The 25,518-nt window shown below is 61.8% G+C and carries 26 protein-coding genes; 9 read left to right on the forward strand and 17 right to left on the reverse strand.

Features of this window, described 5'->3' with window-relative positions; all coding sequences use genetic code 11:
* The first annotated feature begins 147 nt into the window (after positions 1-147).
* The 5 genes from leuS (at position 148) to JFV30_RS25180 (ending at position 6,161) form a co-directional block, all read left to right on the forward strand.
* Positions 148-2,754, forward strand: a complete 2,607-nt coding sequence (leuS, locus tag JFV30_RS25160) for a leucine--tRNA ligase (RefSeq protein WP_201125447.1) — start codon at positions 148-150, stop codon at positions 2,752-2,754.
* Positions 2,755-2,842: 88 nt separating this feature from the next.
* Positions 2,843-3,448 (forward strand): LPS-assembly lipoprotein LptE, encoded by a 606-nt coding sequence (locus tag JFV30_RS25165; RefSeq protein WP_201125448.1) that lies wholly within the window; start codon positions 2,843-2,845, stop codon positions 3,446-3,448.
* A gap of 39 nt (positions 3,449-3,487) precedes the next feature.
* Positions 3,488-4,525, forward strand: a complete 1,038-nt coding sequence (holA, locus tag JFV30_RS25170) for a DNA polymerase III subunit delta (RefSeq protein WP_169386375.1) — start codon at positions 3,488-3,490, stop codon at positions 4,523-4,525.
* 84 nt (positions 4,526-4,609) lie between these two features.
* Positions 4,610-4,774 carry an alternative ribosome rescue factor ArfA gene (gene arfA, locus JFV30_RS25175; RefSeq protein ID WP_003176285.1) on the forward strand — a complete coding sequence of 55 codons (165 nt, stop codon included), beginning with the start codon at positions 4,610-4,612 and terminating at the stop codon, positions 4,772-4,774.
* A gap of 61 nt (positions 4,775-4,835) precedes the next feature.
* Positions 4,836-6,161 carry a lytic murein transglycosylase gene (locus JFV30_RS25180; RefSeq protein WP_029616064.1) on the forward strand — a complete coding sequence of 442 codons (1,326 nt, stop codon included), beginning with the start codon at positions 4,836-4,838 and terminating at the stop codon, positions 6,159-6,161.
* Between the two features lie 129 nt (positions 6,162-6,290).
* Here the strand turns inward: JFV30_RS25180 and JFV30_RS25185 are convergent, their stop codons facing one another.
* The 13 genes from JFV30_RS25185 to JFV30_RS25245 all read right to left on the reverse strand — a co-directional run bounded on the left by JFV30_RS25185 (position 6,291) and on the right by JFV30_RS25245 (position 18,766).
* Entirely contained in the window at positions 6,291-7,226 is a 936-nt protein-coding gene (locus JFV30_RS25185; protein ID WP_201125449.1) for a S66 peptidase family protein, read from the reverse strand.
* A gap of 138 nt (positions 7,227-7,364) precedes the next feature.
* On the reverse strand, positions 7,365-8,384 hold the full coding sequence (gene lipA, locus JFV30_RS25190) for a lipoyl synthase (RefSeq protein WP_029616063.1): 1,020 nt from the start codon (positions 8,382-8,384) through the stop codon (positions 7,365-7,367).
* Between the two features lie 2 nt (positions 8,385-8,386).
* Entirely contained in the window at positions 8,387-9,034 is a 648-nt protein-coding gene (lipB, locus tag JFV30_RS25195; RefSeq protein ID WP_010174788.1) for a lipoyl(octanoyl) transferase LipB, read from the reverse strand.
* Entirely contained in the window at positions 9,034-9,309 is a 276-nt protein-coding gene (locus JFV30_RS25200; protein WP_003215438.1) for a DUF493 domain-containing protein, read from the reverse strand. Before JFV30_RS25200 ends, lipB begins: the two co-directional genes overlap by 1 nt.
* An 84-nt stretch (positions 9,310-9,393) precedes the next feature.
* The gene (locus JFV30_RS25205) at positions 9,394-10,551 is read right to left on the reverse strand and encodes a D-alanyl-D-alanine carboxypeptidase family protein (protein WP_010174787.1); all 1,158 of its coding nucleotides are present in this window, start codon (positions 10,549-10,551) and stop codon (positions 9,394-9,396) included.
* Between the two features lie 186 nt (positions 10,552-10,737).
* Positions 10,738-11,736, reverse strand: coding sequence for a septal ring lytic transglycosylase RlpA family protein (locus JFV30_RS25210; protein ID WP_201125450.1), 999 nt, complete (start codon positions 11,734-11,736; stop codon positions 10,738-10,740).
* Positions 11,736-12,749 carry a lytic murein transglycosylase B gene (mltB, locus tag JFV30_RS25215; RefSeq protein ID WP_010174785.1) on the reverse strand — a complete coding sequence of 338 codons (1,014 nt, stop codon included), beginning with the start codon at positions 12,747-12,749 and terminating at the stop codon, positions 11,736-11,738. Before mltB ends, JFV30_RS25210 begins: the two co-directional genes overlap by 1 nt.
* A gap of 17 nt (positions 12,750-12,766) precedes the next feature.
* Positions 12,767-13,870 carry a rod shape-determining protein RodA gene (gene rodA, locus JFV30_RS25220; protein ID WP_050543221.1) on the reverse strand — a complete coding sequence of 368 codons (1,104 nt, stop codon included), beginning with the start codon at positions 13,868-13,870 and terminating at the stop codon, positions 12,767-12,769.
* A 31-nt stretch (positions 13,871-13,901) separates the two neighbouring features.
* On the reverse strand, positions 13,902-15,800 hold the full coding sequence (mrdA, locus tag JFV30_RS25225; RefSeq protein ID WP_010174783.1) for a penicillin-binding protein 2: 1,899 nt from the start codon (positions 15,798-15,800) through the stop codon (positions 13,902-13,904).
* A gap of 15 nt (positions 15,801-15,815) precedes the next feature.
* Positions 15,816-16,283 carry a 23S rRNA (pseudouridine(1915)-N(3))-methyltransferase RlmH gene (rlmH, locus tag JFV30_RS25230; RefSeq protein ID WP_003185785.1) on the reverse strand — a complete coding sequence of 156 codons (468 nt, stop codon included), beginning with the start codon at positions 16,281-16,283 and terminating at the stop codon, positions 15,816-15,818.
* Positions 16,284-16,292: 9 nt separating this feature from the next.
* Complete coding sequence (rsfS, locus tag JFV30_RS25235; protein WP_003215432.1) at positions 16,293-16,787, reverse strand: ribosome silencing factor; 495 nt, start codon at positions 16,785-16,787, stop codon at positions 16,293-16,295.
* 69 nt (positions 16,788-16,856) lie between these two features.
* Positions 16,857-17,501 carry a nicotinate-nucleotide adenylyltransferase gene (gene nadD, locus JFV30_RS25240; RefSeq protein ID WP_003215431.1) on the reverse strand — a complete coding sequence of 215 codons (645 nt, stop codon included), beginning with the start codon at positions 17,499-17,501 and terminating at the stop codon, positions 16,857-16,859.
* On the reverse strand, positions 17,501-18,766 hold the full coding sequence (locus JFV30_RS25245; RefSeq protein ID WP_201125451.1) for a glutamate-5-semialdehyde dehydrogenase: 1,266 nt from the start codon (positions 18,764-18,766) through the stop codon (positions 17,501-17,503). The genes nadD and JFV30_RS25245 overlap by 1 nt, the downstream gene beginning before the upstream one ends.
* 176 nt (positions 18,767-18,942) lie before the next feature.
* Between JFV30_RS25245 and JFV30_RS25250 the strand changes: the two genes are divergently transcribed.
* Positions 18,943-19,626 carry a DNA-3-methyladenine glycosylase gene (locus JFV30_RS25250; protein WP_201125452.1) on the forward strand — a complete coding sequence of 228 codons (684 nt, stop codon included), beginning with the start codon at positions 18,943-18,945 and terminating at the stop codon, positions 19,624-19,626.
* Between the two features lie 112 nt (positions 19,627-19,738).
* Positions 19,739-21,055, forward strand: coding sequence for a bifunctional DedA family/phosphatase PAP2 family protein (locus JFV30_RS25255; protein WP_201125453.1), 1,317 nt, complete (start codon positions 19,739-19,741; stop codon positions 21,053-21,055).
* Here the strand turns inward: JFV30_RS25255 and JFV30_RS25260 are convergent.
* The 4 genes from JFV30_RS25260 to JFV30_RS25275 form a co-directional block, all read right to left on the reverse strand.
* Positions 21,052-21,258 carry a hypothetical protein gene (locus JFV30_RS25260; protein ID WP_201125454.1) on the reverse strand — a complete coding sequence of 69 codons (207 nt, stop codon included), beginning with the start codon at positions 21,256-21,258 and terminating at the stop codon, positions 21,052-21,054. The two genes, JFV30_RS25255 and JFV30_RS25260, sit on opposite strands and share 4 nt — an antisense overlap.
* Before the next feature lie 109 nt (positions 21,259-21,367).
* Positions 21,368-21,958 carry an LON peptidase substrate-binding domain-containing protein gene (locus tag JFV30_RS25265; protein ID WP_003215426.1) on the reverse strand — a complete coding sequence of 197 codons (591 nt, stop codon included), beginning with the start codon at positions 21,956-21,958 and terminating at the stop codon, positions 21,368-21,370.
* Positions 21,959-21,979: 21 nt separating this feature from the next.
* On the reverse strand, positions 21,980-22,696 hold the full coding sequence (locus JFV30_RS25270; protein WP_010174764.1) for an LrgB family protein: 717 nt from the start codon (positions 22,694-22,696) through the stop codon (positions 21,980-21,982).
* Positions 22,693-23,055, reverse strand: coding sequence for a CidA/LrgA family protein (locus JFV30_RS25275; protein WP_010174762.1), 363 nt, complete (start codon positions 23,053-23,055; stop codon positions 22,693-22,695). The genes JFV30_RS25270 and JFV30_RS25275 overlap by 4 nt, the downstream gene beginning before the upstream one ends.
* 171 nt (positions 23,056-23,226) lie before the next feature.
* Between JFV30_RS25275 and JFV30_RS25280 the strand changes: the two genes are divergently transcribed.
* Both JFV30_RS25280 and JFV30_RS25285 read left to right on the forward strand, forming a co-directional pair.
* Entirely contained in the window at positions 23,227-23,682 is a 456-nt protein-coding gene (locus JFV30_RS25280) for a MaoC family dehydratase (protein ID WP_010174760.1), read from the forward strand.
* 102 nt (positions 23,683-23,784) lie between these two features.
* Positions 23,785-25,503 (forward strand): C13 family peptidase, encoded by a 1,719-nt coding sequence (locus JFV30_RS25285; RefSeq protein ID WP_010174758.1) that lies wholly within the window; start codon positions 23,785-23,787, stop codon positions 25,501-25,503.
* Positions 25,504-25,518 lie beyond the last annotated feature (15 nt).

The following is a 25,518-nucleotide window of genomic DNA, read 5'->3' on the forward strand; positions in this document are numbered from 1 at the left end:
ATAGAGTGGGGTCATGTATGCTACGGCGCTTCCTGTAACTCCACTTCCCGCAGGGTTTGGGCACGGACGCGCCGCTTTTTGGTGTCGATCAACCTGAACGTTGCACCGAAGAGGATTAGGCCACCCCTATTCAGTTCAAAAGTAGCCATGCACGAACAATATCAGCCCCGTGAAATAGAAAATGCCGCCCAGTCGTTCTGGGATGAGCAAAAGTCCTTTGAAGTCAGTGAACAGCCAGGCAAGGAAACTTTCTATTGCCTATCGATGTTCCCTTACCCCAGCGGCAAGCTACACATGGGGCATGTGCGCAACTACACCATCGGCGACGTAATCTCCCGCTACCAGCGCATGCTGGGCAAGAACGTCCTGCAACCCATGGGTTGGGACGCCTTCGGCATGCCGGCGGAAAACGCCGCGATGAAGAACAACGTAGCGCCCGCCAAGTGGACCTACGAAAACATCGCCTATATGAAGACCCAGCTGCGCAGCCTGGGCCTGGCGGTGGACTGGTCCCGCGAGGTGACCACCTGCAAGCCTGATTACTACCGCTGGGAACAATGGCTGTTCACTCGCCTGTTCGAAAAAGGCGTGATCTACAAAAAGAGCGGCACCGTCAACTGGGACCCGGTGGACCAGACCGTGCTGGCCAACGAACAAGTGATCGACGGCCGCGGCTGGCGTTCCGGCGCGCTGATCGAAAAGCGCGAAATCCCGATGTACTACTTCAAGATCACCGCCTACGCGGATGAACTCTTGTCGAGCCTCGACGATTTGCCGGGCTGGCCCGAGCAGGTCAAGACCATGCAGCGCAACTGGATCGGCAAGTCCCGTGGCATGGAAGTGCAGTTCCCCTACAACGTCGATTCCATCGGCGCAGAAGGCGTACTGAAAGTCTTCACCACCCGTCCGGACACCCTGATGGGCGCGACCTACGTCGCCGTGGCCGCCGAACACCCGCTGGCCACCCAGGCCGCACAGAACAACCCTGAGCTGCAGGCGTTCATCGCCGAATGCAAAGGCGGCAGCGTCGCCGAAGCCGACGTCGCCACCCAAGAGAAAAAAGGCCTGCCGACCTCGCTGTTCGTCGAGCACCCGCTCACCGGTGAGAAACTGCCGGTGTGGGTCGCCAACTATGTGCTGATGCACTACGGCGATGGCGCAGTAATGGCTGTGCCGGCGCATGACGAGCGCGACTTCGAATTCGCCGTGAAATACAACCTGCCGATCAAGTCCGTCGTGCGCACCAGCTCGGGCGACACCAACCCGGCTCCGTGGCAGGACGCGTACAACGAACACGGCACCCTGATCAATTCCGGCGAGTTCGACGGCCTGGATTTCGAAGGCGCGTTCGACGCCATCGAAGTAGCCCTGATCAAGAAAAACCTCGGTGCCTCGCGCACCCAGTTCCGCCTGCGTGACTGGGGCATCAGCCGCCAGCGCTACTGGGGCTGCCCGATCCCGATCATCCACTGCGAAACCTGCGGTGACGTGCCGGTGCCGGAAGACCAACTGCCGGTCGTGCTGCCGGAAGACGTGGTGCCGGACGGTGCCGGCTCGCCCCTGGCGCGCATGCCTGAGTTCTACGAATGCACCTGCCCGAAATGCGGTGCCCCGGCCAAGCGTGAAACCGACACCATGGACACCTTCGTGGAGTCCTCGTGGTACTACGCCCGCTACGCCTCGCCACACTATGAAGGCGGCCTGGTGGAAAAATCCGCGGCCGACCACTGGCTGCCGGTGGACCAGTACATCGGCGGTATCGAACACGCCATCCTTCACCTGCTGTACGCGCGCTTCTTCCACAAGCTGATGCGCGACGAAGGCCTGGTGAGCTCCGACGAGCCGTTCAAGAACCTGCTGACCCAAGGCATGGTGATTGCCGAGACTTATTACCGTCGCGAAGCCAATGGCGCCTACACCTGGTTCAACCCGGCCGATGTCGAACTGGTGCGTGACAGCAAGGCCAAGGTCATCAGCGCAAAACTGATCTCCGACGGCCTGCCGGTGGAAATCGGCGGCACCGAGAAGATGGCCAAGTCGAAGAACAACGGCGTCGATCCACAGTCGATGATCGATCAGTTCGGCGCAGACACCTGCCGCCTGTTCATGATGTTCGCCTCGCCGCCAGACATGAGCGCCGAATGGTCCGACTCCGGTGTCGAGGGTTCGCACCGTTTCCTCAAGCGCGTCTGGCGCCTGGCGCACGCCCATGTCAGCCAGGGCTTGCCGGGCAAACTGGACGTTGCCGCCTTGAGCGATGAGCAAAAAACCATTCGCCGCAGCACCCACCTGGCCATCCGCCAGGCCAGCCAGGACGTGGGCCAGCACCACAAATTCAACACGGCCATCGCCCAGGTGATGACGCTGATGAACGTGCTGGAAAAAGCGCCGCAGGCCACCGAACAGGACCGCGCACTGGTACAGGAAGGCCTGGAAACGGTCACCCTGCTGCTGGCGCCGATCACGCCGCACATCAGCCACGAACTGTGGAGCCGTTTGGGCCACAGCGGTGCAGTCATCGATGCCGGCTGGCCGGTACAGGATGACAGCGCCCTGGTACAGGACACGCTGCAACTGGTGATTCAGGTCAACGGCAAGCTGCGCGGCCAGATCGACATGCCGGCCAGCGCCAGCCGTGAAGACGTCGAAGCCGCCGCCCGTACCAACGAAAACGTGCTGCGCTTCACCGAAGGCCTGACGATCCGCAAAGTGATCGTGGTGCCCGGCAAACTGGTCAATATCGTCGCTAGCTAATCGGATCGGGCGCCAGGGCATACCCTGGCGCCGAACAAAACCTCCAGGGCCTCGATAAGGCCCACATGGTTTCAAGGGGAGCATCAAAATGATCAAACGCAATCTGCTGGTTATGGGCCTTGCCGTGCTACTGAGCGCTTGTGGCTTCCAGCTGCGCGGCACCAACCACACCGAACTGACGCTCAAGGAACTCGACGTCACCGCCCGCAACTCCTACGGCGAGACGGTAAAACAGCTGCGCCAGGTCCTGGAAAGCAGTGGCGTCAAAGTCTATTCAGGCGCGGCTTACAAACTGAACCTGGCGGACGAAAAAGAAGACCAGCGTAACCTCAGCTACGCCAGTGCCGGGCGCTCTTCGGACGTCGAACTGAGCACCACGCTCTACTTCGAAATCCAGGGCCACGACCACCTGCCGCTGATGGGCGACAAGATCGTGGTGCAGAAAGTCGTGAGCCACGACGGCAACAACCTGGTGGGTTCGGACTCCGAAGTCACCCAGGTGCGCAAGGAAATGCGTCGTGAACTGGTGCAGCGCATGGTTCTGCGCCTGCAACTGATCACCCCGGAGCAATTGGATAAGCTGCAGCAAACGGCAGATGCCAAGGCCAAGGCGGATGCCGATGCGCTGAAAGCGGCGCAAGAGTATGAAAACAGCCAGCCGAAACAATCGCCTGTCGAAGTCCCAGCCGAGTAAGCCAGACGGGGCGCCCCAAGCGCCCCGTTCGCCCTGCCTATGAAACTTGCCCCCGCCCAACTCGCCAAGCACCTGCAAGGCAGCCTTGCGCCCGTCTACATCGTCAGCGGTGATGACCCGCTGCTGTGCCAGGAGGCTGCGGACGCGATTCGCACGGCCGCCCGCCAACAGGGCTTCGATGAGCGCCAGGTGTTCAGCGCCGACGCCAGTTTCGACTGGGGTACGCTGCTGCAGGCCGGGGCGAGCATGTCGCTGTTCGCCGAGAAACGCCTGCTGGAACTGCGGCTGCCTTCGGGCAAGCCGGGTGACAAGGGCGCGGCGGCACTGATGGAATACTGTGCGCGCCCGGCTGAAGACACACTGTTGCTCATCAGCCTGCCCAAGCTCGATGGCAGCGCGCAGAAAACCAAGTGGGGCAAGGCGCTGGTTGAAGGGGCTCAGACCCAGTTCATGCAGATCTGGCCGGTGGACAGCGGGCAATTGCCACAGTGGATTCGCCAGCGCCTGTCCCAATCCGGGCTGACCGCCAGTCATGACGCGGTAGAGCTGATCGCGGCGCGAGTGGAAGGCAACCTGTTGGCCGCCGCCCAGGAAATCGAAAAGCTCAAGCTGATGGCCGAAGGTGGCCAGATCACTGTCGAAACCGTACAAGGCGCCGTGGCTGACAGCGCACGCTTTGACGTGTTTGGCCTGGTGGACGCGATCCTGAACGGCGAACCTGCCCACGCCCTGCGCATGCTCGAGGGGTTGCGCGGTGAAGGCGTCGAGCCACCGGTCATTCTCTGGGCCCTGGCCCGGGAATTGCGCCTGCTGGCCAATATTGCCCTGCAATACAGCCAGGGCATCCCGTTGGACAAGGCCTTCAGCCAGGCGCGACCACCGGTGTGGGACAAGCGCAAACCGCTGATCAGCAAAGCCCTGCAACGGCACTCGGCGCAACGCTGGGCGCAATTGCTGCTGGAAGCCCAGCGCATTGACGCGCAGATCAAAGGCCAGGCCGCCGGATCGCCATGGATGAGCCTGAGTCGTTTGTCACTTTTGATGTCAGGACAGCGCCTGGCGTTGCCTGCTGAATAGTCCTACGCGTCGCTGGGCTGGACAGAATCCAAACTTCGGCAGATGATTCGCACCGCATCATCAACCCGTCAAAGAGTAACCATCATGAGCAAAAAGCCATCCAAGCATGGCCCCAACAAGGCCAAATCCATCATCGCCCAGCCGTTGTTCCGCAGTCGCCAGGAACGCGCCGGCAAGGGCAAAGGCAGCTACCGCCGCGAAGCCTTCCAGTCTAATAGCTGGGAGGCTTCTTACTTTCTGGCTGCCTGAAGGCAAGCGCCCCTCTGGCATGATAAGGTCTGTACCTGATTCGTATTCCCTGGACCTGTGCATGCCCTCTAGTCTTTCCCGTCGTTGGCACCTTCGCCAACTGATCGCTGCCTCCAGCCTCATTCTGTTAGTCGCCTGCGCAGAAAAACCTACCGCCGCCGATGCCCAACCCCTGCCCCCGCTCCAGACTGCACCGGTAGCTGCGCCTGCCGTCGTTGCACCACTGGCGGTGGACAATCTTGATATCCAGCCAACCCAGACCTTTGCCGAATGGCAGGCGGGCTTTCGCGTGGAAGCCTTGAAGGCCGGTATCACGCCACAGGTGTTCGACACTGCGTTTGCCAATGTCGTACCCGACATGGCGGTGATCCGCGCCGACCGCAGCCAGCCTGAGTTCTCCCGCCCGGTGTGGGAATACCTCGACGGCGCGCTGTCGCCGCTGCGCGTGCGCAATGGCCAGGCGCTGCTGGTGAAATACGCCGACATTCTGCAGCGCATTGAGGACCGTTATGGCGTCGACCGCCAGGCACTGGTCTCGGTGTGGGGCATGGAGAGTAACTTCGGCCAGTTCCAGGGCAACAACTCGGTGATCCGCTCCCTGGCGACCCTGGCCTATGAGGGCCGTCGCCCGGCGTTCGCTCAAGCGCAACTGCTGGCGGCGCTGCAAATCATCCAGCACGGTGATATCGCCGCCGACCAGATGAAAGGTTCCTGGGCCGGGGCCATGGGCCAGACCCAGTTCATCCCGACCACCTATAACACCCACGCGGTGGACTTCGACGGTGACGGCCGCCGCGATATCTGGAACAGCCCGGCCGACGCCCTCGCCTCCACCGCGCACTACCTGCAAAGCTCCGGCTGGCAGAAAGGCCAGCCGTGGGGCTTTGAGGTGCAGCAACTGCCGTTGAATTTTGATTACGCCCTGGCCGATGGCAGCGTGCGCAAAACCGTTGGCGAGTGGTTGACACTGGGGATCCAGGTGCCACCTGGCGCCAGCGTCCCGGCCAACGTAAACCAGCTTTCCGCAGCCCTGCTGCTGCCGGCCGGCTATCGTGGCCCGGCGTTCCTGGTGCTGGATAACTTCCGCGCGATCCTCAAGTACAACAACTCATCGTCCTACGCGCTGGCGGTGGGCTTGTTGTCGGAAAGGTTCGGGGGCGGAGGCGTGATTCGTGGAAGCTGGCCGAAAGACGAGCTGCCATTGACGCGTTCACAGCGGATTGACTTGCAGACGGTGCTCAGCGCCAATGGTTACGACGCAGGCAACCCGGACGGCATCATCGGCGCCAATACCCGCAAGGCGATTCGTGCTGCGCAGCAGTCCCTGGGCTGGCCGGCGGATGGGTATCCGACGGTGAAGCTGCTCGAGTCGTTGCAGAGCCGCTAGATTACTGTACGGCCGCTACCGCCATCGCAGGCAAGCCAGCTCCCACCTTGACCGCGTATATCACTAACAACGCGATCAAAGGTGGGAGCTGGCTTGCCTGCGATGAGGCCTTCAGAAGCAACAGAAGGCTCAGGCTTTAAACACCACATCCTGCTCCAACACCAACCGCTTCTCCCCCGCATCCAGCCGCACCCTCGCGCCCATCGGCAACGTGAGGTTCGGGTTGCAATGCCCGCTGCGCCAGCCGGCCAGCACAGGAATGCACAGTGGCTCGAAGGTCTCCTTAAGCAGTCGTTCAAGCGCAACGCTATCAACCCCGGCCACATCCCCCACCACCACACCCGCGACCTGAGCCAACTTGCCCGCAAGGCGCAAATGGGTGAGCAACCGGTCGATTCGGTACAGCGGCTCGTTGATGTCTTCGATAAACAGAATGATGCCCTCGGCATCAATCTCGAACGCCGTGCCCATCACGGCTGCGATCATCGATAGATTGCCGCCCAGCAACAGCCCGCAGGCGATGCCTGGCTCGACGGTGGTCAATGGGTAGGCCACCGGGTGGGTCAGCTGGCTGCCCGCCTTCACCTGGCCACGCAGCATGCTGAACAGTGAAGATTCGGTCGGCTGTTGCTTTTCACCCAACAGGTCGGCGTTGAACATCGGCCCGTGAAAGGTGACGAAACCGGCATAACGATTGATCGCTAGGTGCAACGCGGTGATATCGCTGTAGCCTACAAATGGCTTGGGGTTGGCCCGCAGCAGTTCAAAGTCCAGGCGGTCCAGCAGGCGCGGCGTGCCGTAGCCGCCCCGCAGGCAGAAAATCGCGTCGATGGCCGGGTCGGCGAATGCGGCGTGCAGGTCATTCAGGCGTACGTCATCACTGCCGGCCAGGTAGCCATCACGCTGCCCCACACCCGGGAAAACCCGCAGTGTGTAGCCCCGGGCACGCATCCATTGCGTGGCCTTGTCGATATCCAGCTCGGCCGGCCCGGCAGGGGCAATCAGCCCGATCACGCCTTCGGCGCGCAGCGCAGGTACCGCACAAGTGGTCAATTGAGTCGTCATCCATGGTTCTCCTCGTGTGGATTGCCCAAGGCACTCTAAACAGCAATGGTTGCAAACAGAAGAGGAGGAATCAGCCGCCGGATGCGGAAAAAGAGGGTGTAGCAGTGGGAGCGGGAAACCCCGCCCCCACAGTCGGCATCAGGACACCAGGCTGGCCTTGACCAGTTTCGCCTGCTCGTCGGCGTGGTACGAGGAACGTACCAGCGGGCCGGAAGCGACGTTCTTGAAGCCCATCTTGTAGCCTTCTTCGGCAAACCAGGCGAACACGTCGGGGTGCACGAAGCGCTGTACCGGCAAGTGGCTGCGGGACGGCTGCAGGTACTGGCCGAGGGTCAGCATGTCGATGTCGTGTTCGCGCATCCGCTTCATGACTTCGATGACTTCTTCGTCGGTTTCGCCCAGGCCCAGCATCAGGCCGGATTTGGTCGGAATGTGCGGCATCATCTGCTTGAATTTCTGCAGCAGGGTCAGCGACCACTGGTAGTCCGAACCCGGGCGCGCGGCCTTGTACAGGCGCGGTACGGTTTCCAGGTTGTGGTTGAACACATCCGGCGGCTCGGCAGCGGTGATTTCCAGTGCTACGTCCATGCGGCCACGGTAGTCCGGGACCAGGGTTTCGAGCATCACGTTCGGCGACAGCTTGCGGATCTCGCGGATGCAGTCGGCAAAGTGCTGGGCACCGCCGTCGCGCAGGTCGTCTCGGTCAACCGAGGTGATCACCACGTACTTGAGTTTCAGGTCGGCGATGGCGATGGCCAGGCTTTCCGGCTCGTTGACGTCCAGTGGCTTCGGCCGGCCGTGGCCGACGTCGCAGAACGGGCAACGACGGGTGCAGATGTCACCCATGATCATGAAGGTGGCGGTGCCACCGGAGAAGCACTCGCCCAGGTTCGGGCAGGACGCTTCCTCGCACACGCTGTGCAGCTTGTGTTTGCGCAGCAGGGACTTGATGCGGTCGACTTCCGGCGAAACCGGGATGCGCACGCGAATCCAGTCAGGTTTCTTCGGCAGTTCGGTGGTCGGAATGATCTTCACCGGGATGCGTGCAACCTTCTCGGCGCCGCGCAGCTTGACGCCGGCTTCCACCTTGGCACGCGGGGCCGGACGCTCGGTGATATCCAGCGTCGGGATCATGGTTTGCACTGCATCAGTAGTCATAATCAGTCGATTCCGCCCGTTAGGGTCGTCTGCTCAGCATAGTCGAGGTGTTTGACGAGCTGCGCGCGCAGCCGGGCACTTACCTCGGCAAATTCTAGTGGTGTTGCGTGATCGCTCAACTGGGTCATCGCCAAACCGGCGTAGCCACAGGGATTGATCCGGCGAAACGGCGCCAGGTCCATGTCCACGTTCAGGGCCAGGCCATGAAAGGAACAACCGTGGCGAATCCGCAGGCCCAGGGAGGCGATTTTCGCACCATCTACGTAAACCCCCGGTGCATCCGGCTTGGCGGCTGCGGTCACGCCGTAGCTGCCCAGCAGCTCGATCAGGCATGACTCCATGCGACTCACCAGCTCACGCACGCCAAAACCCAGCCTGCGCACGTCCAGCAACAGATAAGCCACCAATTGGCCTGGGCCATGGTAAGTCACCTGCCCGCCGCGGTCGACCTGCACCACCGGGATTTCTCCCGGCAGCAGCAAATGCTCGGCCTTGCCGGCCTGGCCCTGGGTGAAAACAGGCGGGTGCTCCACCAGCCAGATCTCATCCGGGGCTTCGGTGCCACGCTCGTTGGTGAACCGCTGCATGGCGTGCCACACCGGTTCGTATGCCATTTGGCCGAGCTCGCGAAAGCCCAGGGTCTGTGACATCACAACACCATGTGCACGAAGCCGGTAGCCCGCAGTTCGCTATTGATGTTGTAGAGCTGGTCCTGGTCAGTCGCCACGATGTGCAACTGAATGGTGGTGTACTTGCCGTTGGTGCTTTGACGCTCATCCACACGGTCATGGTTGATCGTTGCGTGTTTCTTGACGATCTCGATGATCTTGTCTTTGTTGCCCACACCCGTATCGCTGATCACCTTGACGGGATAGTCCACGTTTGGGAATTCGATCTTTGGCGCCTTTACTTCGGTATCGGTCATGGCGTAACGGCCTCGTAAGCGTAAGCCGTGGCGACGGGCATAACCCCGCGCCGGATCAGCGCGAGGTCATGCAGGTGCACACTATCAGTTGAACAAGCTGTAGAAGAATAGACGGATGCTATCCCACACGCGTCGGAAGATACCACCTTCGTCGACGGCGTCCAGAGCGATCAGGTCGGCGCTGTGGATCACTTTGTCGTCCAGTTTCACTTCGACCTTACCGATAACATCGCCCTTGGCGATCGGTGCGACCAATTGCGGGTTCATGGTCATGCTGGCAGCGAGCTTCTTGAGCTGGCCTTTTGGCATGGTCAGGGTCAGGTCTTCAGCCAGGCCGGCCTTGACTTGATGAGTCGCGCCTTTCCACACAGGGGCTTGAGCCAGCTCGGTGCCTTTCTGGTAGAAGGTCTGGGTTTCGAAGAAACGGAAGCCATAGGTCAGCAGCTTCTGCGTCTCGGCCGCACGGGCCTGCTCGCTGTTGGTACCGAACACCACGGCAATCAGACGCTGGCCGTCACGGACAGCAGACGACACCATGCAGTAGCCGGCTTCTTCGGTGTGGCCGGTTTTCAGACCATCGACGGTCTTGTCACGCCACAGCAACAGGTTGCGGTTAGGCTGCTTGATGTTGTTCCAGAAGAACTCTTTCTGGGAGTAGATCGCGTAGTGCACCGGGTCGACACGAATGATCGCGCGGGCCAGGATCGCCATGTCGTGAGCCGACGAGTAGTGCTCCGGGTTCGGCAGGCCGGTCGGGTTCATGAAGTGGCTGTTGGTCATGCCCAGGTCGGCCACGGTTTTGTTCATCATGTCGGCGAACGCGTCTTCGCTGCCGGCGATGTGCTCGGACAGAGCCACGCTGGCGTCGTTGCCGGACTGGATGATGATGCCGTGCAGCAGGTCGCTGACCGTTACCTGCGAGCCCACCTTGATGAACATCCGCGAACCGCCGGTACGCCAGGCGTTTTCGCTGACGGTGACCGGATCGTTTTCACCGATCTGGCCGCGACGGATTTCCAGGGTCGCGATGTAGGCAGTCATCAGCTTGGTGAGGCTGGCTGGGGGCAGGCGCTGGTCACCGTTGTTCTCCACCAGCACGTTACCGCTGGCGGCATCCATGAGCACCCAGGCCTTGGCGGCCAGTTGCGGTGAAGCCGGCACCATTTCCACCGCCCAGGCGGCAGGGGTGATGATCAGCGAAAGAAGCAGGCACGTGCGTTTGGCTAAGGTGGTGATGTTCATCCGTCTCTCGAAATTGCTTATGGAAACTTGCCCTCGCGGGCAAAACTATTCAGACAGCCCGTCGCCAGACTGTCGCGTGTTCGGTTGTACGCCCACCCCTTGCCCCTGGGTTTTTTATTGTTCAACGAGCCAACAACCAGGGCTCAAACCCGCGTGCGAGCCTGAGCCATCAATCCTTTGTCTTGCTTATTCGGCGGTGACCACGCTGGGTTGCCCCAGGTTGGCCATGCGCACACTGTTCTGTACTTGCGCCACTTCACTCGGCGAACCGATCGGGCCCATGCGCACACGGTGCAGGGTCTGCTGGTTACGCACAATAGAGCTGATGAAGACCGGCGCGCTGACCATCCCGCTGAGCTTGGACCTTAACAGTTCTGCCGCGTCCGGGTTGGCGAAAGCGCCCACTTGCAGGTACTGCCCGCCCACGGTGGAAGCCCCCGGTGCGGCATGCGGTACGACGACAGTGTCGGGGGCGTGCTGCGCCGGTGGCGGTGTCCACTGCTCGATCTTGCCGGCGGATGCGGTCACTTGCGGTTGTGGGGTCTGCGGCTCGTTGAGCATCAACGGCGCCGGCTTGCCACGCTGGGCCCAGTACTGGGCCGGGTCGATACCTTCCACCTTCACCCGCGCCGTGCCGATCTCGGCGTACCCGAGTTTCTTCGCGGCGGCGTAGGACAAGTCGATGATCCGGTCCGAATAGAACGGCCCACGGTCATTGACCCGCAGGATCACCGTGCGGTTGTTGTCCAGGTTGGTCACGCGTACGTAGCTGGGCAGCGGCAGGGTCTTGTGGGCCGCGCTCATGCCGTACAGGTCATACACTTCGCCGTTGGCGGTGTTCTGGCCATGGAACTTGGTCCCGTACCAGGACGCCGTGCCCGATTGCACGTAGGTCTTGGAGTCTTGCAGCGGGAAGTAGTTTTTGCCCAGCACGGTATAGGGGTTGGCCTTGTAAGGGCCGGTGTGCAGGGTCGGCGTGGCGTCCGGGATTTTCGAAACATCCACATCCCACCACGGCGCGCCGTCTTTGTGGGCGCGGTTGATGTCCAGCCCCGGCTGGGAGCGGATGGCGGTGCCACCGGCTTTTTGCACCGGTGCACGACTGGTGGAGCAACTGACCACCAACAACGACAATGCGGCGTATGCCACCAGCTTCAGGGGTTTGTACATCGGTGATACCGGCATTACTTGACGCCCCGTGCTTGGACCAGCATGTCTGACAGCTGATGCACGGCCATGGCGTACATCACACTGCGGTTATAACGCGTGATTGCGTAGAAATTCTTCAGGCCCATCCAATATTCCGGGCCGTTCTCGCCTTCGAGGCGGAACGCCGTCACCGGCATATCATCGCGTGGCGCATTCTGACTCGACCACCCCAGCGCCCGCAACTCCCCGACCGTCCTGGCCGGCTCGATACCCTGGGTCAGGCCTTCGTCGGCGCGGTCACCCGTCACCTCGGCGCGGATCACCACCGGCTCGCCGGCTACCCAGCCATGACGCTTGAAGTAGCTGGCAACACTGCCGATGGCGTCATCGGGGTTGCTCCAGATATTGATATGGCCGTCACCGTCGAAGTCCACGGCGTACGCGCGAAAGCTGCTGGGCATGAACTGCGGCAAACCCATCGCCCCGGCATAGGAGCCCTTGAGGGTCAGCGGGTCGACCTGTTCTTCGCGGGCCAGCAACAGGAACTCGCGCAGCTCCTTGCGGAAGAATTCGGCGCGCGGCGGGTAATCGAAGCCCAGGGTCGACAGCGCGTCGATCACCCGGTAGCTGCCGGTATTGCGTCCGTAGAAGGTTTCGATGCCGATGATTGCCACGATCACTTGAGCCGGTACGCCGTACTCCTGCTCGGCACGGGCCAGCACGGCTTCGTGCTGGCGCCAGAAGTCCACGCCACGTGCCACGCGGGCGTCGGTCAGGAACATCGGGCGATATTCCTTCCACTGTTTTACGCGTTCGGCGGGCCGGGAGATGGCGTCGAGGATCGCCTGCTTGCGCTGGGCTTCACGAAACACGCCCATCAGTTGTTCACCGGCGAAACCATAGTCACGGGTCATCTCACCGACAAACTCGGCGACCTGGGGCGAACCGTCATAGTCGCCGGCCTGCGCTTCCTGCACAGCGGCTCCCAGCAGGCCCAGCAGGCCCATCCAGGACACGTGCCGAGCCGCCCAGCCGCGCATTACTTGCATTGACATCTTCACCTTATTCAAACCTGTGCGATCCACTTACGATGGGTATGGATCGACATCAAAACCCCAAACGCTGACATCAATGTCACCAGCGAAGTTCCGCCGTAGCTAATGAACGGCAACGGCACCCCAACCACCGGCAACAGGCCACTGACCATACCGATGTTGACGAAAACGTAAACAAAAAACGTCATGGTGAGGCTGCCGGCGAGCAATTTGCCGAACAGCGTCTGCGCCTGGGCGGTAATCACCAGGCCACGACCGATCAGCAGCAAGTAAATCAGCAACAGTGCGCAGATGCCCACCAGGCCGAACTCCTCCCCCATCACCGCGATAATAAAATCGGTGTGGCTTTCCGGCAAAAAGTCCAGGTGCGACTGGGTGCCCAGCAGCCAGCCCTTGCCGAATACACCGCCGGAACCAATGGCCGCCTTGGACTGGATGATGTTCCAGCCGGTGCCCAGCGGGTCGCTCTCCGGATCAAGGAAGGTAAGGATTCGCTGCTTCTGATAGTCGTGCATGAAAAAGAACCACATCGCCACGGCCACCGGCACGGCGGCGGCCAGCACGCTGAGGATCCAGCGCCAGCGCAGCCCACCCATGAACAGCACGAACGCACCGCCCGCGAGGATCAGCAGCGAGGTGCCGAGGTCGGGCTGGCGCACGATCAGGATAAACGGCACGCCAATCAATATCAGGCTGATGCCCACGTGCTTGAGTTGGGGCGGCAATGTGCGTTTTGACAGGTACCAGGCGATGGTCGCCGGCATCAAAATCTTCATGAATTCCGACGGCTGGAAGCGGATCACCCCCGGGATATTGATCCAGCGGGTCGCGCCCATGGCGTTGTGGCCCATGACGTCCACCACCACCAGCAGCAACACGCCGGCGACATAACCCAGCGGCACCCAGCGCGCCATGAAGCGCGGCTCGAGCTGGGCGATCACCACCATCGACAACAGGCCCAGGCCAAACGAGGACGCTTGCTTGATCAGCAGGTCCCAGTTCTTGCCACTGGCCGAATACAGGACGAACAGGCTGCCGGCCGCCAGGGTCAGCAGCAGGATCAGCAGCGGGCCATCAATGTGCATGCGCTGCAGCAAGGTGGCGCGTCGGCGCATCACATCCTCGCTGGAGAGGATGCGATCAAAATTACTCTTCACTGGCCGTAACCTCGGTGCTTGAAGGGGGGCCGCCATATTCGGGCTTGAGCCTGCCGTCGTCGGCCAACAGCCAGGCGTCCATCACCTGGCGCACCACGGGCGCGGCCACGCCAGAACCGGACTCGCCGTTCTCGACCATCACCGCCACGACGATTTTCGGGTTGTCGGCCGGGGCAAAGCCGACGAACAAGGCGTGGTCGCGATGACGCTCCTGAACTTTGGAGCGGTCGTATTTCTCGCCCTGCTTGATCGCGACCACCTGGGCGGTACCGCTCTTGCCGGCAATCCGGTACTGCGCGCCCACCGCCGCTTTACGTGCGGTACCCCGGGCGCCGTGCATCACTTGCTGCATGCCGTGATTGACCTTGGTCCAGTCGGACGGGTCACGCAGCACAATGTCCGGAATCGGGTTTTCATCCAGCGGGCGTTCGCCCTCGATGGTCTTGGCCAGGTGCGGACGGTTCCACACCCCTTTGTTGGCCACCAGCGCGGTGGCCTGGGCCAGTTGCAGCGGCGTGGCCTGCATATAGCCCTGGCCGATCCCCAGGATCAGGGTTTCGCCCGGGAACCACGCCTGGCGACGAGTCGCACGCTTCCACTCGCGGGACGGCATCAGGCCGGGGGATTCTTCGAACATGTCCAGGGAGACTTTCTGACCGAGGCCGAACTTGCCCATGTAGGCCGACAGCCGATCAATCCCCAGCTTGTGGGCCAGGTCATAGAAGTAGGTGTCGTTGGAACGCATGATCGCCGTGTCCAGGTCCACATAGCCGTCGCCGGTGCGGTTCCAGTTACGGTATTTGTGGTCGTAGTTGGGCAGCATGTAATAGCCAGGGTCGAACACACGGCTCGATGCGGTCACCACACCCGAGTCGAGGCCGGCAATCGCCACCGCCGGCTTGATGGTCGAGCCCGGCGGATACAGGCCGCGCAGCACGCGGTTGAACAGCGGCCGGTCGATGGAATCACGCAGCTCGGCGTAGGCCTTGAAGCTGATCCCGGTGACAAACAGGTTCGGGTCAAAGCTGGGCTGGCTGACCATTGCCAGCACTTCGCCAGTGCTCGGGTCCAGCGCTACCACGGCACCCCGGCGACCGCCCAAAGCCATCTCCGCCGCTTCCTGCAACTTGATGTCCAGGCTCAGCACGATGTCCTTGCCGGGAACCGGGTCGGTGCGCTTGAGCACCCGCAGCACCCGGCCACGGGCGTTGGTCTCGACTTCCTCGTAACCCACCTGGCCGTGCAGTTCCGGCTCGTAGAAACGCTCGATGCCGGTCTTGCCGATATGGTGGGTGCCGCTGTAGTTGACCGGGTCGAGGGTCTTCAGCTCTTTCTCGTTGATCCGGCCCATGTAGCCGACCGAATGCGCGAAGTGTGCCCCTTGCGGGTAGTGCCGCACCAACTGCGCCACCACTTCCACACCCGGCAGCCGGAACTGGTTCACCGCGATCCGGGCGATCTGCTCTTCGGTCAGCTCGAACAGGATCGGCACCGGTTCAAACGGTCGGCGCCCCTGCTTCATGCGTTTTTCGAAGATCACCCGGTCTTCCGGCGTCAGTTGCAGCACTTCGACGATCACATCGAGGATTTGCTGCCAGTCGCCGGAACGCTCGCGGGTCATGCTCAGGCTGAAGCTCGGCCGGTTATCCGCTACCACCACGCCATTGCGGTCGAAAATCAGCCCACGGGTCGGTGGAATCGGCTGCACGTGCACCCGGTTGTTCTCCGACAGCGTGGAGTGATAGTCGTACTGGATCACCTGCAGGAAATACAGGCGGGCAATCAACACCCCCAGCAGTACCACCACCAAAATCGCGCCGAACACCACCCGCGCGCGTACAAGACGTGCGTCTTTCTCGTGGTCCTTGATGCGGATCGGCTGGGTCATCAGGCAGGGCGCAGATTATTTGTGGTAAGGGTGCCCGGACAGAACTGTCCAGGCGCGATACAGCTGTTCACCGATCAGGATTCTTACCAACGGGTGCGGCAGTGTCAGGGGCGACAGCGACCAGCGCTGGTCCGCCCGCGCGCACACTTCCGGCGCCAGCCCTTCGGGGCCGCCGACCATGAAGTTGACCGTGCGCGAATCCAGGCGCCAGCGATCCAGTTCCACCGCCAACTGCTCGGTGCTCCAGGGCTTGCCGTGCACTTCGAGGGTCACGATCCGCTCGTTGGGCCCGACCTTGGCCAACATGGCTTCGCCTTCCTGACGGATAAAGCGGGCCACGTCGGCATTCTTGCCCCGGGTATTGAGCGGTATTTCCACCAGTTCCAGCGCCAATTCGGATGGCAGGCGCTTGGCATATTCATGCCAGCCTTCTTCCACCCACTTGGGCATGCGTGAACCGACAGCGATCAGACGCAGGCGCACAGCCGTTCCTTATTCCTGGTCTTTGTTGAGCTTGTCGAAGTGCGCGTGGCCAACTTCAGGGCTGTGGTGCTTGCCATCGGCGGCACGGCTCTGCTCGGCGCCTTTCCACAGACGCTCCAGGTCGTAGAACTGGCGGGCATTGCTGGTCATCATGTGAACGATCACGTCGTCCATGTCCAACAGTACCCAGTCGCTGTCGCCCTTGCCTTCTTCACCCAACGGCTTGACGCCCTGGGCTTTGACCGCTTCGCGAACCTTGTCCAGCATCGCGCCGATCTGGCGGTTGGAGGTACCGGTGGCGATGATCATGAAGTCGGTGATGCTCTGCTTGTCGCGCACGTCCAGGACCTGGATGTCCTGGGCCTTCACGTCTTCGAGGGCAGCCACGGCCACCTTGACCAGCTCTTCGCCGGCCAGCTCAGGGCCGGTGTGGGCTTCTACTGGCAGAGGAGCGCTCTTGAACGTGCCTTTGCGCTTAACTTTGCTTACGTCTTTGTTCGTCATATAAAACTCGTTTTGCTCGTATGTTCGGGCGCTCGCTGCACGACTGTTCGTGCGTTCAAGCGCGCCTTTTCAGTTCGACGCACGGTAAAGTCCGTGCGCATCGATGTAGGCCAGGACCGCGTCAGGCACCAGGAAACGTACCGACTTCCCGCTGGCCAGCAGTTGACGGATCTGGGTGGCAGACACCGCAAGCGGGGTTTGCCAGACGAATGCAATATTCCCGCTCGGCCCGGTCAGGGCCAATGGGTCACTTACCGACCGCGCTGCCAGCAGGTTGCGCAAGGCATCCGGCGATTCTGCGTCGGCATCCGGGCGTTGCAGCACCAGGATGTGGCAATGCTGGAGCAACTCTTCCCAGCGGTGCCAAGTGGGCAGGCCGCAAAACGCGTCCCAGCCCAAAAGTAGAAATAACTGGTCATCCGCGGCCAACTCGGCCCGCATCAGTTCCAGGGTGTCGACAGTGTAGGACGGTTTGTCGCGTTTGAGTTCGCGGTCGTCCACCACCAGCGGTGCAATGCCGGCCACAGCGAGGCGGACCATCTCCAGGCGCTGCTGCGCAGACACCTGCGGCGTGTCGCGATGGGGCGGCCTGGCATTCGGTGCCAGACGCAACTCATCCAGCCCGAGAGCGTCCGCGACTTCCAGCGCACTGCGCAAATGGCCAATGTGCACGGGGTCGAAGGTGCCACCGAGCAGCCCGATGCGTTTACCCATCAAGTGCGCACATGACCGTCACCGAACACCACGTACTTCTCGCTGGTCAGCCCTTCCAGGCCAACCGGGCCGCGTGCGTGGAGCTTGTCGGTGGAGATACCGATCTCCGCCCCCAGGCCATATTCGAAGCCGTCGGCAAAGCGCGTCGAGGCGTTGACCATCACCGAAGCGGAATCCACTTCGTTGAGGAAACGCCGGGCATCGCTGAAATGCTCGGTGACAATAGCGTCGGTGTGCTTGGAGCCGTATTGATTGATGTGGTCGATGGCCTGGTCCAGGTCGTCAACGATGCGGATCGACAGGATCGGCGCCGTGTATTCGGTGTACCAGTCCTGCTCGGTGGCTTCGATCACGTCGCTGCCGAGGATCGCCCGGGTACGTTCGCAACCACGCAGTTCGACGCCCTTGTCGCGGTAGATGGCAGCCAGCGGCGGCAGTACGCGCTCGGCAATGCCGGCGTGCACCAGCAGGGTTTCCATGGTGTTGCACGGGGCGTAGCGATGAGTCTTGGCGTTGTCGGCAATGCGGATCGCCTTGTCGAGGTCGGCGGCGACGTCGATGAACACGTGGCAGACGCCATCCAGGTGCTTGATAACCGGCACCTTGGCATCGCGGCTCACGCGCTCGATCAGGCTCTTGCCACCGCGCGGCACGATCACATCAACAAATTCAGGCATGGTGATCAGCGCACCAACGGCGGCGCGATCGGTGGTTTCGACCACTTGCACCACTTCGGCCGGCAATTCGGCCACGGCCAGGCCCTGCTGAATGCACGCGGCAATGGCGCGGTTGGAATTGATCGCCTCGGAACCGCCCCGCAGGATGGTGGCGTTGCCGGACTTGAGGCACAGGCTCGCGGCGTCGATGGTCACGTTCGGGCGCGACTCATAGATGATGCCGATCACGCCCAGGGGCACGCGCATCTTGCCGACCTGAATGCCGGACGGCAGGTAGCGCATGTCGCGGATTTCACCGATGGGGTCAGGCAGCTTGGCCACCTGACGCAAACCTTCGATCATGTCGTCGATGCGTGCCGGCGTCAGCGCCAGGCGATCCAGCAAGGCTGGCTCCAGGCCATTGGCGCGACCGTTGGCCAAATCCTGTTCATTGGCAGCGCTCAGCTCGGAGCGCGAAGCATCCAGAGCGTCGGCGGCCGCCAGCAAGGCGCGGTTCTTCTGCGCAGTGCTCGCACGGGCGATCAACCGCGAGGCCTGACGGGCAGCGCGACCCAGGCGGGTCATGTAGTCAAGAACGGACTCAGTCATGGTCTGGTGGGGTCTTGGCAAAGAGGAAAGCGGCAGATTATAGCTGTGACGCCGTCCTACGGACAGCGGTGAGGGGCGGATGGTCGAAATGAACTGTAAAAACCCGACGTTCAGCGGGAATTAAGGCTGGAGTTGTTATCATCCTGTCACATTTAGCCGCATTACCTTTGATCGCCATGTCCAGTTTTACCCCAATGATCCCCGCCAACGCCCTGCCCGACGGCTTTTTCGACCGTGACGCGCAACTGCTCGCGCGGGAATTGCTGGGAAAAGTCATTCGCCATCGCGTCGGCGATTTGTGGTTGTCGGCGCGAATTATTGAAACCGAAGCCTATTACCTCGCCGAAAAAGGCAGCCACGCGTCCCTGGGCTACACAGAAAAGCGTAAGGCTTTGTTTCTGGATGGCGGCCACATCTATATGTACTACGCCCGCGGCGGTGATTCGCTGAACTTCAGCGCCCACGGTCCGGGCAATGCGGTGCTGATCAAATCGGCCTATCCGTGGGTTGACGAAGTGTCCGGCCCGGCGAGCCTCGCACAGATGCTGTTGAATAACCCGGATGCCAGCGGCAGGCCGCGCCCTTCGCAAAAGCTGTGTGCCGGCCAGACCCTGCTGTGCAAGGCCCTGGGTTTGAAAGTGCCGATGTGGGACGCCAAGCGTTTTGACCAGGAGTTGCTCTATGTCGAAGACGTGGGCCTGGCGCCCGGCCAAGTGATCCAGACCACCCGCCTGGGCATTCCCGGCGGTCGCGATGAACACCTGATGTACCGCTTCGTCGATGCCGGCTATGCGCCGTATTGCACACGGAACCCGCTACGCCGGGGCCAGGTCGAAGGCCGCGACTATTTTTTGATTTGAAAACATACATAAACCTGTAGGCGTCCGGCTTGCCGGCGATAGCGGACTCAAGGACGCCATCGCCGGCAAGCCGGACGCCTACAAGGACGATCTACAAAAGGGAGTTGATTGTATGGGCCCATGGCTCGATGGCATTACCGGCTGGCTGACCCTGAATCCGCAATGGCTGGCCGTGGCGGTGTTTATCGTGGCGTGCGTGGAGTGCCTGGCCATTGCCGGCCTGATCGTACCGGGCACGGTATTGCTGTTCGCCATCGCCGCACTGGCCGGCAGTGGCGCACTGTCCCTGGGGGAGACCCTGTTGCTGGGCTTCCTCGGCGGCATATTGGGTGATGTTGTTTCCTACTTCCTTGGTCGCCATTTCCACCAGAACATCCGGCGCCTTCCGGGCCTGCGGCATCACCCTGAATGGATGAGTGGCGCCGAGACTTACTTCCAGAAGTACGGCATCGCCAGCCTGCTGGTAGGACGCTTCATTGGCCCGCTGCGGCCAATGTTGCCGATGGTCGCCGGCATGTGCGACATGCCCTTCCCGCGCTTCGCCGCCGTCAGCCTATTGGCCGCCGCGGGTTGGTCGGTGGCGTATCTGCTGCCGGGCTGGGCCACCGGCGCCGCATTCCGCCTGCCGCTGCCCGAGGGATTCTGGCCGGAGGCCGGAATTGTCGCCGCGTGCCTCGCCGTATTGATCGGCGTGAGCCTCAACAGCAGCCTGCGCGGCCACCGGCGCGCCACCCTGTGGATCGGCTGCATCGGCGGCACACTGCTGATCGCGTTGTTTATCGGCTATCGCTACCTGAACGACTTTGACCAAGGCTTGATGGCCCTGGTGCAGGAACACCGCGGCCCGGCGATCGACCGGGCGATGGTGATGGTGACCCAGCTGGGTGAGTTCAAGAAGATGTTCGTCGCCAGCGCGGTGCTGACCGGCCTGCTGGTAGTGGCACGGCAATGGCGCCAGGCAATCTTTGTCGGCGCCACCCTGCTGGGCGCCGCGTTGATCAATACCGGCACCAAGCTGTTTTTTGCGCGGATGCGCCCGGAAGTGCTGACCGACCCACTCACCAGCTTCAGCATGCCCAGCGGCCATGCGTCCGGCTCGTTTGCGTTCTTCCTGGCGTTGGCGGTGCTGGCCGGTCGCGGTCAACCGACCCGCCTGCGCCTGACCTGGCTGGTGTTGGGTTGCATCCCGGCTGCCACCATCGCCGTGTCCCGGGTGTACCTGGGCGCCCACTGGCCCACGGACATCCTCGCGGGCACCTTGCTGGCGATGACGGTCTGCGCCTTCAGCCTGCACTTCAGCCAGCACCGCAGCCTGTTGCCGCCGATGCCGCCGAAAGTCTGGTGGTTGATCTTGCCAGTATGTGGGGCGGTGCTGGGCTTCATTGCGTTTACCGGCACGTCCCACGCGTTGCTCAGGTATGCCTACTAAGCAGGGCCCAGCCAATCCGAGGGGGCAGCGCGGCGCTCCACACTGCGCTCGCGCCGCTCCAGAAGCATTTCGTCAGCAACATCCGCGGCGCGTTCGGCGATGTACTCCGCGCCGCGACTGTCGTTCAGATGAAGTATTTGCGTGGTGATGGCCATAAAAAACGCATCCCACACGACCTGCTCAGATTGCGAAAGCCGAATCATCCTTTTCCCCTGATCATCGTTACGTGATTACCAACTATTTCAGGCAACGAGATCAGGGCAACGACGACATTCCTGAAGAACGTGAAGGATAATTCCGAGCGATCCCGGATCAGGTAAACAACTCGCCCTGCAACTCATCCAGCAACAGCTGAATCGCATCCAGCCGTTGCTGCGGGTCGTCGAGCTGCAGGAGGTCGATCTTGTCGGCCTCGGTGAAGGGCAGCAGGTACGCCAGCTGATTGCCCAAGGCTTGCTGGCCATCGGCGTGGGTGCCCATGTCCAGGGACGCGACCATCGGGTGCTCGGCCAGGGCGTGGAGCAGCGCCAGCAAGTCGGCGTCTTCCTCCTCCAGCGGTTGTTCGGGATGCTCGTGAAGCCACTGCACCTCGGCCACCAGCAGTTGATCTTTCTGCACGCCGGCATCACGCACGCGGAAACGCCGGCCGCCCTCGACGCGAATCCCCAACAGGCCATTGTCCTGCTGCTTGAAGTCGCGAATCAGCGCTTCGCAGCCAATCAATGCGTAGCCATCCGGCGCCAGCCCGACTTCCTTGCCGTCGAGGATGCACACCACGCCAAAGCTTTCGCCCTTTTTCATGCAGCGGCTGATCATGTCCAGGTAACGCGCCTCGAACAGTTGCAGGTCGAGGGTGCATCCGGGGAACAGCACGGTATTGAGCGGGAAAAGCGCCAGACTCATAAAGGTTTCCTTAAACCCGACTTAACTAACCAGCGACACGGCCAACGGCAGGAACACTGCCGTGGCCACGCCCATCAAACTCATGGCCAGCGCCGCAAAGGCGCCGGTCTCTTCGCTTTCCTGCAAGGCCACCGACGTTCCCACGGCGTGGGCGGTCATGCCAAGGGCCATCCCGCGCGCCTCGGGGCTGTGCACGCCCAGGCGTGACAAATACGCCGGCCCGATCATCGCGCCGATCACCCCGGTGATCAGCACAAACACCGCCGCCAATGCCGCTACGCCACCAATCTGCTCGGCCACCAGCATCGCAATCGGCGAGGTCACGGACTTGGGCGCCATGGTCATCAGCATCATGTGTTCGGCGCCAAACCACCAGCCCAACAGCACGCACAGGCCAGTGGCCAATACGCCGCCTATCACCAGCGTAGTAAAAATCGGCCAGAACAATTGGCGAATCCGTCGCAGATTCAGGTAAAGCGGCACCGCCAGGGCCACCGTCGCCGGGCCGAGCAGGATGCTCATGATCTCGGTGCTCTTGCGGTACTCGGCGTACGTCAGGCCACACCCCAGCAGCACGCCGATTACCAGCAGCATCGACACCAGCACCGGCTGCAGGAAGATCCAGCGGGTTTTCTCGAAACCGGCCAGCACCAACTGATAGGCACCGAGGGTGATGCCGATGCCGAACAAGGGGTGATGAATCACGGCGGCCCAGGCACCCTGCCAATCCACGGTCATTGGCCCTCCTCCCGCTGCGCCTGGCGCTTGACCAGTTTTTGCATCAGCACGCCGACAAAGCCCATGGCGACCACCAGCGACAACACCAACGCGCCGACAATGGCCCAGAAGTCAGCGGCGATGTCCTTGGCATACACCATCACACCCACCGCGGGCGGCACCAGCAGCAAGGGCAGATAACGCAGCAGACTGCCGGCCGCCAGGCTCAGGGGCTCACCGACTTCGCCGCGCCATATCAGGAAGGCCAGCATCAGCAGCAGGCCAATAATCGGCCCCGGCAACACCGGGACAAACAAATGATTGATCGCCGTGCCGAGCAATTGAAACAGCACCAGCCATGTCAGACCGCGTAACAGCATCCGTTCTCTCCCCCCCTTAAAGCGTGTCGGCATTATAAGCACGCCGCCTCTATGGAACGGCATTCGCCAAAAGCATGGTGGGTTGACCGGGCCAAGTGCCCATGATGATCTACATTGGTTCTCTGGACCTGTCCAAAAAATACAAAAATGATGAACCTAAGGAGAGTCGCAATGCCCTCAGTACCCGTAGCGCAACTCAAGGATTATGTCGGCAAGGAACTGGGACGTTCTGCATGGCTCACCATCGACCAGGAGCGCATCAACCTGTTCGCGGAGGCCACCGGCGATTTTCAGTTCATCCACGTCGACCCGGTAAAAGCCGCCCAGACGCCGTTCGGCGGCACCATCGCCCACGGTTTCCTGTCGCTGTCGCTGATACCCAAGCTGATCGAAGACATCCTGATCATGCCCGAGGGCCTGAAGATGGCGGTCAACTATGGCCTGGACAGCGTGCGTTTCATCCAGCCGGTGAAGGTCGACTCCCGGGTACGCCTGGCCGTGACCCTGACCGACGCCACCGAGAAAAAGCCCGGGCAATGGTTGCTTAAAGCCACCTGCACCCTGGAAATCGATGGCCAGGAAAAACCTGCCTACATTGCGGAGTCGCTGTCACTCTGCTTCGTCTGAACCCGGCTGTGGTGAGCCCGCCTGCTCACCACAATTCATGTAAATTTATGTATAGATCTCGCAGCTGCGGCATACTCGGCGCTCAATTATCCGGATCCCGCTATGCGCCCACTCGCTCCCCTTGCTCTTGTCCTGTTGCTCACCGCGTGCGGCGACGGCGAATCGCTGTTGCCGCCCGATGCGCGGCTGCCCGATGGCGGTCGTTACCGTGGCGATGTGGTCAATGGCTTGCTGCAGGGCCAGGGCCGGGTGGATTACCCCAATGGCAGTTGGTACGCCGGCCAGTTCGATAAAGGCCAGTGGCACGGCCAGGGCGAATGGCATGGCAGCAACGGCGAGGTCTACAAGGGCCAGTTCCAGCAAGGCCTCTTCGACGGCCAGGGCAGCCTGACCACGTCGGGCAACAGTTACGTCGGCGGTTTCAAGCAAGGCAAGCGCAACGGCGAAGGCACCCTCAAAGAAGGGCAGATGACCTATCGCGGCGAATTCAAGGACGACCAGTATTCCGGTCTCGGCCGCCTCGAGCTGGCCGACGGCAGCCAGTACCAGGGCCAGTTCGCCCACGGCAAGCCCAACGGCGAAGGCCAGCGCAACGACGACAGCGGCAACCAGTTCAGCGGCCACTTCGTCGATGGCCAGCTGGAAGGCAATGGCACCTTCAACAGCGCCGATGGCGACATGTACATCGGCCACTTCAAACAGAACCAGCTCAACGGCAAGGGCCGTTATGAAAACGCCGACGGCGACGTGTGGATCGGCGAATTCAAGGAAGGCGCCCTCAGCGGCAAGGGCGAACTGATTGGCGTGGACGGCAGCCATTACGTGGGCCAATTCGTCGACTGGCGCTTCACCGGCCCCGGTCGCCTGAACCTTACCGACGGCAGCTTCTATATTGGCGGCTTCGACAGCGACAGCTATCAAGGCCGCGGCACCCTGGTGCTCACCGATGGCACCGTGCAGGCCGGCACCTGGGTCAACGGCATGCGCGTGCGCGATGCCGATGGCAAGTTGTTGCCTGACCCGCTGGAGATCGGCCTGTTTGCCCAGGGCCGCCTACTGGATGCCGCCCTCGCCGCGGTACCCGCCTCCAAATCAGGAGTGGAGCTGTACACCCTGGTGGTGGCCGGCGACGGCAAACAAAGCGTATTCCTGCGTGAAGCCGACTACGTCAGCAACATGCTCGCCACGCGATTCGGGGCCTATGGCCAGATCCGCCTGGTCAACCACCGCGACCACATCGCCGACCGCCCCATGGCCACCCGCGAAAGCCTGCGCCGCGCGGTCCAGACCCTCGCCGAACGCAGCGGCCCGCAAGACCTGGTGTTCATCTACCTGACCAGCCATGGCACCCACGAACACGAACTGGTGCTCGACCAGCCGCGCATGGAACTGGCCGACCTGCCCGCCGATGAGCTGGCCGCGGTAATGGCGCCGCTGAAAAACCGCGACAAGATCGTGGTGATTTCAGCCTGCTACTCCGGTGGTTTCATCCCGGCCCTCAAGGACGAACACACCCTGATCATGACCGCCTCACGCGCCGACCGCGTGTCGTTCGGCTGCTCCGAAGAGGCCGACTTCACCTACTTCGGCGACGCCCTCTTCGCCCAGGCCTTCAACCAGACCGATGATTTGCAGCAAGCCTTCAAGCTGGCGCAAACCCACGTGGCCGAGCGCGAACAGGCGGATAACTTCGAAGCCTCCGAACCGCAGATCTGGGCCCCCAAAGGCGTGATTGCCCATTGGCAATTATTACGCAAACAGCAGGCACGAAAGGCGCTGGAAAGCGTCTCAATGAATAGCAAGGAAGCCAAGAGCAACTAAGCTGAATCTGTACCA

The organism is Pseudomonas sp. TH32, from assembly GCF_016650855.1.
In the GTDB taxonomy this organism is placed as follows: domain Bacteria; phylum Pseudomonadota; class Gammaproteobacteria; order Pseudomonadales; family Pseudomonadaceae; genus Aquipseudomonas.

What these genes read in the sequence shown, in the direction of transcription:
- holA (WP_169386375.1), top strand. Translation starts at nt 3,488, where the DNA reads ATGAAACTTGCCCCCGCCCAACTCGCCAAGCACCTGCAAGGCAGCCTT.
- JFV30_RS25200 (WP_003215438.1), bottom strand. Translation starts at nt 9,309, where the DNA reads ATGACCGATACCGAAGTAAAGGCGCCAAAGATCGAATTCCCAAACGTG.
- JFV30_RS25185 (WP_201125449.1), bottom strand. Translation starts at nt 7,226, where the DNA reads ATGACGACTCAATTGACCACTTGTGCGGTACCTGCGCTGCGCGCCGAA.
- JFV30_RS25255 (WP_201125453.1), top strand. Translation starts at nt 19,739, where the DNA reads ATGGGCCCATGGCTCGATGGCATTACCGGCTGGCTGACCCTGAATCCG.
- JFV30_RS25250 (WP_201125452.1), top strand. Translation starts at nt 18,943, where the DNA reads ATGTCCAGTTTTACCCCAATGATCCCCGCCAACGCCCTGCCCGACGGC.
- JFV30_RS25270 (WP_010174764.1), bottom strand. Translation starts at nt 22,696, where the DNA reads ATGACCGTGGATTGGCAGGGTGCCTGGGCCGCCGTGATTCATCACCCC.
- JFV30_RS25180 (WP_029616064.1), top strand. Translation starts at nt 4,836, where the DNA reads ATGCCCTCTAGTCTTTCCCGTCGTTGGCACCTTCGCCAACTGATCGCT.
- JFV30_RS25265 (WP_003215426.1), bottom strand. Translation starts at nt 21,958, where the DNA reads ATGAGTCTGGCGCTTTTCCCGCTCAATACCGTGCTGTTCCCCGGATGC.
- JFV30_RS25210 (WP_201125450.1), bottom strand. Translation starts at nt 11,736, where the DNA reads ATGCCGGTATCACCGATGTACAAACCCCTGAAGCTGGTGGCATACGCC.
- lipB (WP_010174788.1), bottom strand. Translation starts at nt 9,034, where the DNA reads ATGTCACAGACCCTGGGCTTTCGCGAGCTCGGCCAAATGGCATACGAA.
- JFV30_RS25260 (WP_201125454.1), bottom strand. Translation starts at nt 21,258, where the DNA reads ATGATTCGGCTTTCGCAATCTGAGCAGGTCGTGTGGGATGCGTTTTTT.
- JFV30_RS25275 (WP_010174762.1), bottom strand. Translation starts at nt 23,055, where the DNA reads ATGCTGTTACGCGGTCTGACATGGCTGGTGCTGTTTCAATTGCTCGGC.
- JFV30_RS25205 (WP_010174787.1), bottom strand. Translation starts at nt 10,551, where the DNA reads ATGAACATCACCACCTTAGCCAAACGCACGTGCCTGCTTCTTTCGCTG.
- JFV30_RS25165 (WP_201125448.1), top strand. Translation starts at nt 2,843, where the DNA reads ATGATCAAACGCAATCTGCTGGTTATGGGCCTTGCCGTGCTACTGAGC.
- rsfS (WP_003215432.1), bottom strand. Translation starts at nt 16,787, where the DNA reads ATGACGAACAAAGACGTAAGCAAAGTTAAGCGCAAAGGCACGTTCAAG.
- mrdA (WP_010174783.1), bottom strand. Translation starts at nt 15,800, where the DNA reads ATGACCCAGCCGATCCGCATCAAGGACCACGAGAAAGACGCACGTCTT.
- mltB (WP_010174785.1), bottom strand. Translation starts at nt 12,749, where the DNA reads ATGCAAGTAATGCGCGGCTGGGCGGCTCGGCACGTGTCCTGGATGGGC.
- JFV30_RS25245 (WP_201125451.1), bottom strand. Translation starts at nt 18,766, where the DNA reads ATGACTGAGTCCGTTCTTGACTACATGACCCGCCTGGGTCGCGCTGCC.
- lipA (WP_029616063.1), bottom strand. Translation starts at nt 8,384, where the DNA reads ATGACTACTGATGCAGTGCAAACCATGATCCCGACGCTGGATATCACC.
- leuS (WP_201125447.1), top strand. Translation starts at nt 148, where the DNA reads ATGCACGAACAATATCAGCCCCGTGAAATAGAAAATGCCGCCCAGTCG.
- JFV30_RS25285 (WP_010174758.1), top strand. Translation starts at nt 23,785, where the DNA reads ATGCGCCCACTCGCTCCCCTTGCTCTTGTCCTGTTGCTCACCGCGTGC.
- nadD (WP_003215431.1), bottom strand. Translation starts at nt 17,501, where the DNA reads ATGGGTAAACGCATCGGGCTGCTCGGTGGCACCTTCGACCCCGTGCAC.
- arfA (WP_003176285.1), top strand. Translation starts at nt 4,610, where the DNA reads ATGAGCAAAAAGCCATCCAAGCATGGCCCCAACAAGGCCAAATCCATC.
- rodA (WP_050543221.1), bottom strand. Translation starts at nt 13,870, where the DNA reads ATGCGCCGACGCGCCACCTTGCTGCAGCGCATGCACATTGATGGCCCG.
- JFV30_RS25280 (WP_010174760.1), top strand. Translation starts at nt 23,227, where the DNA reads ATGCCCTCAGTACCCGTAGCGCAACTCAAGGATTATGTCGGCAAGGAA.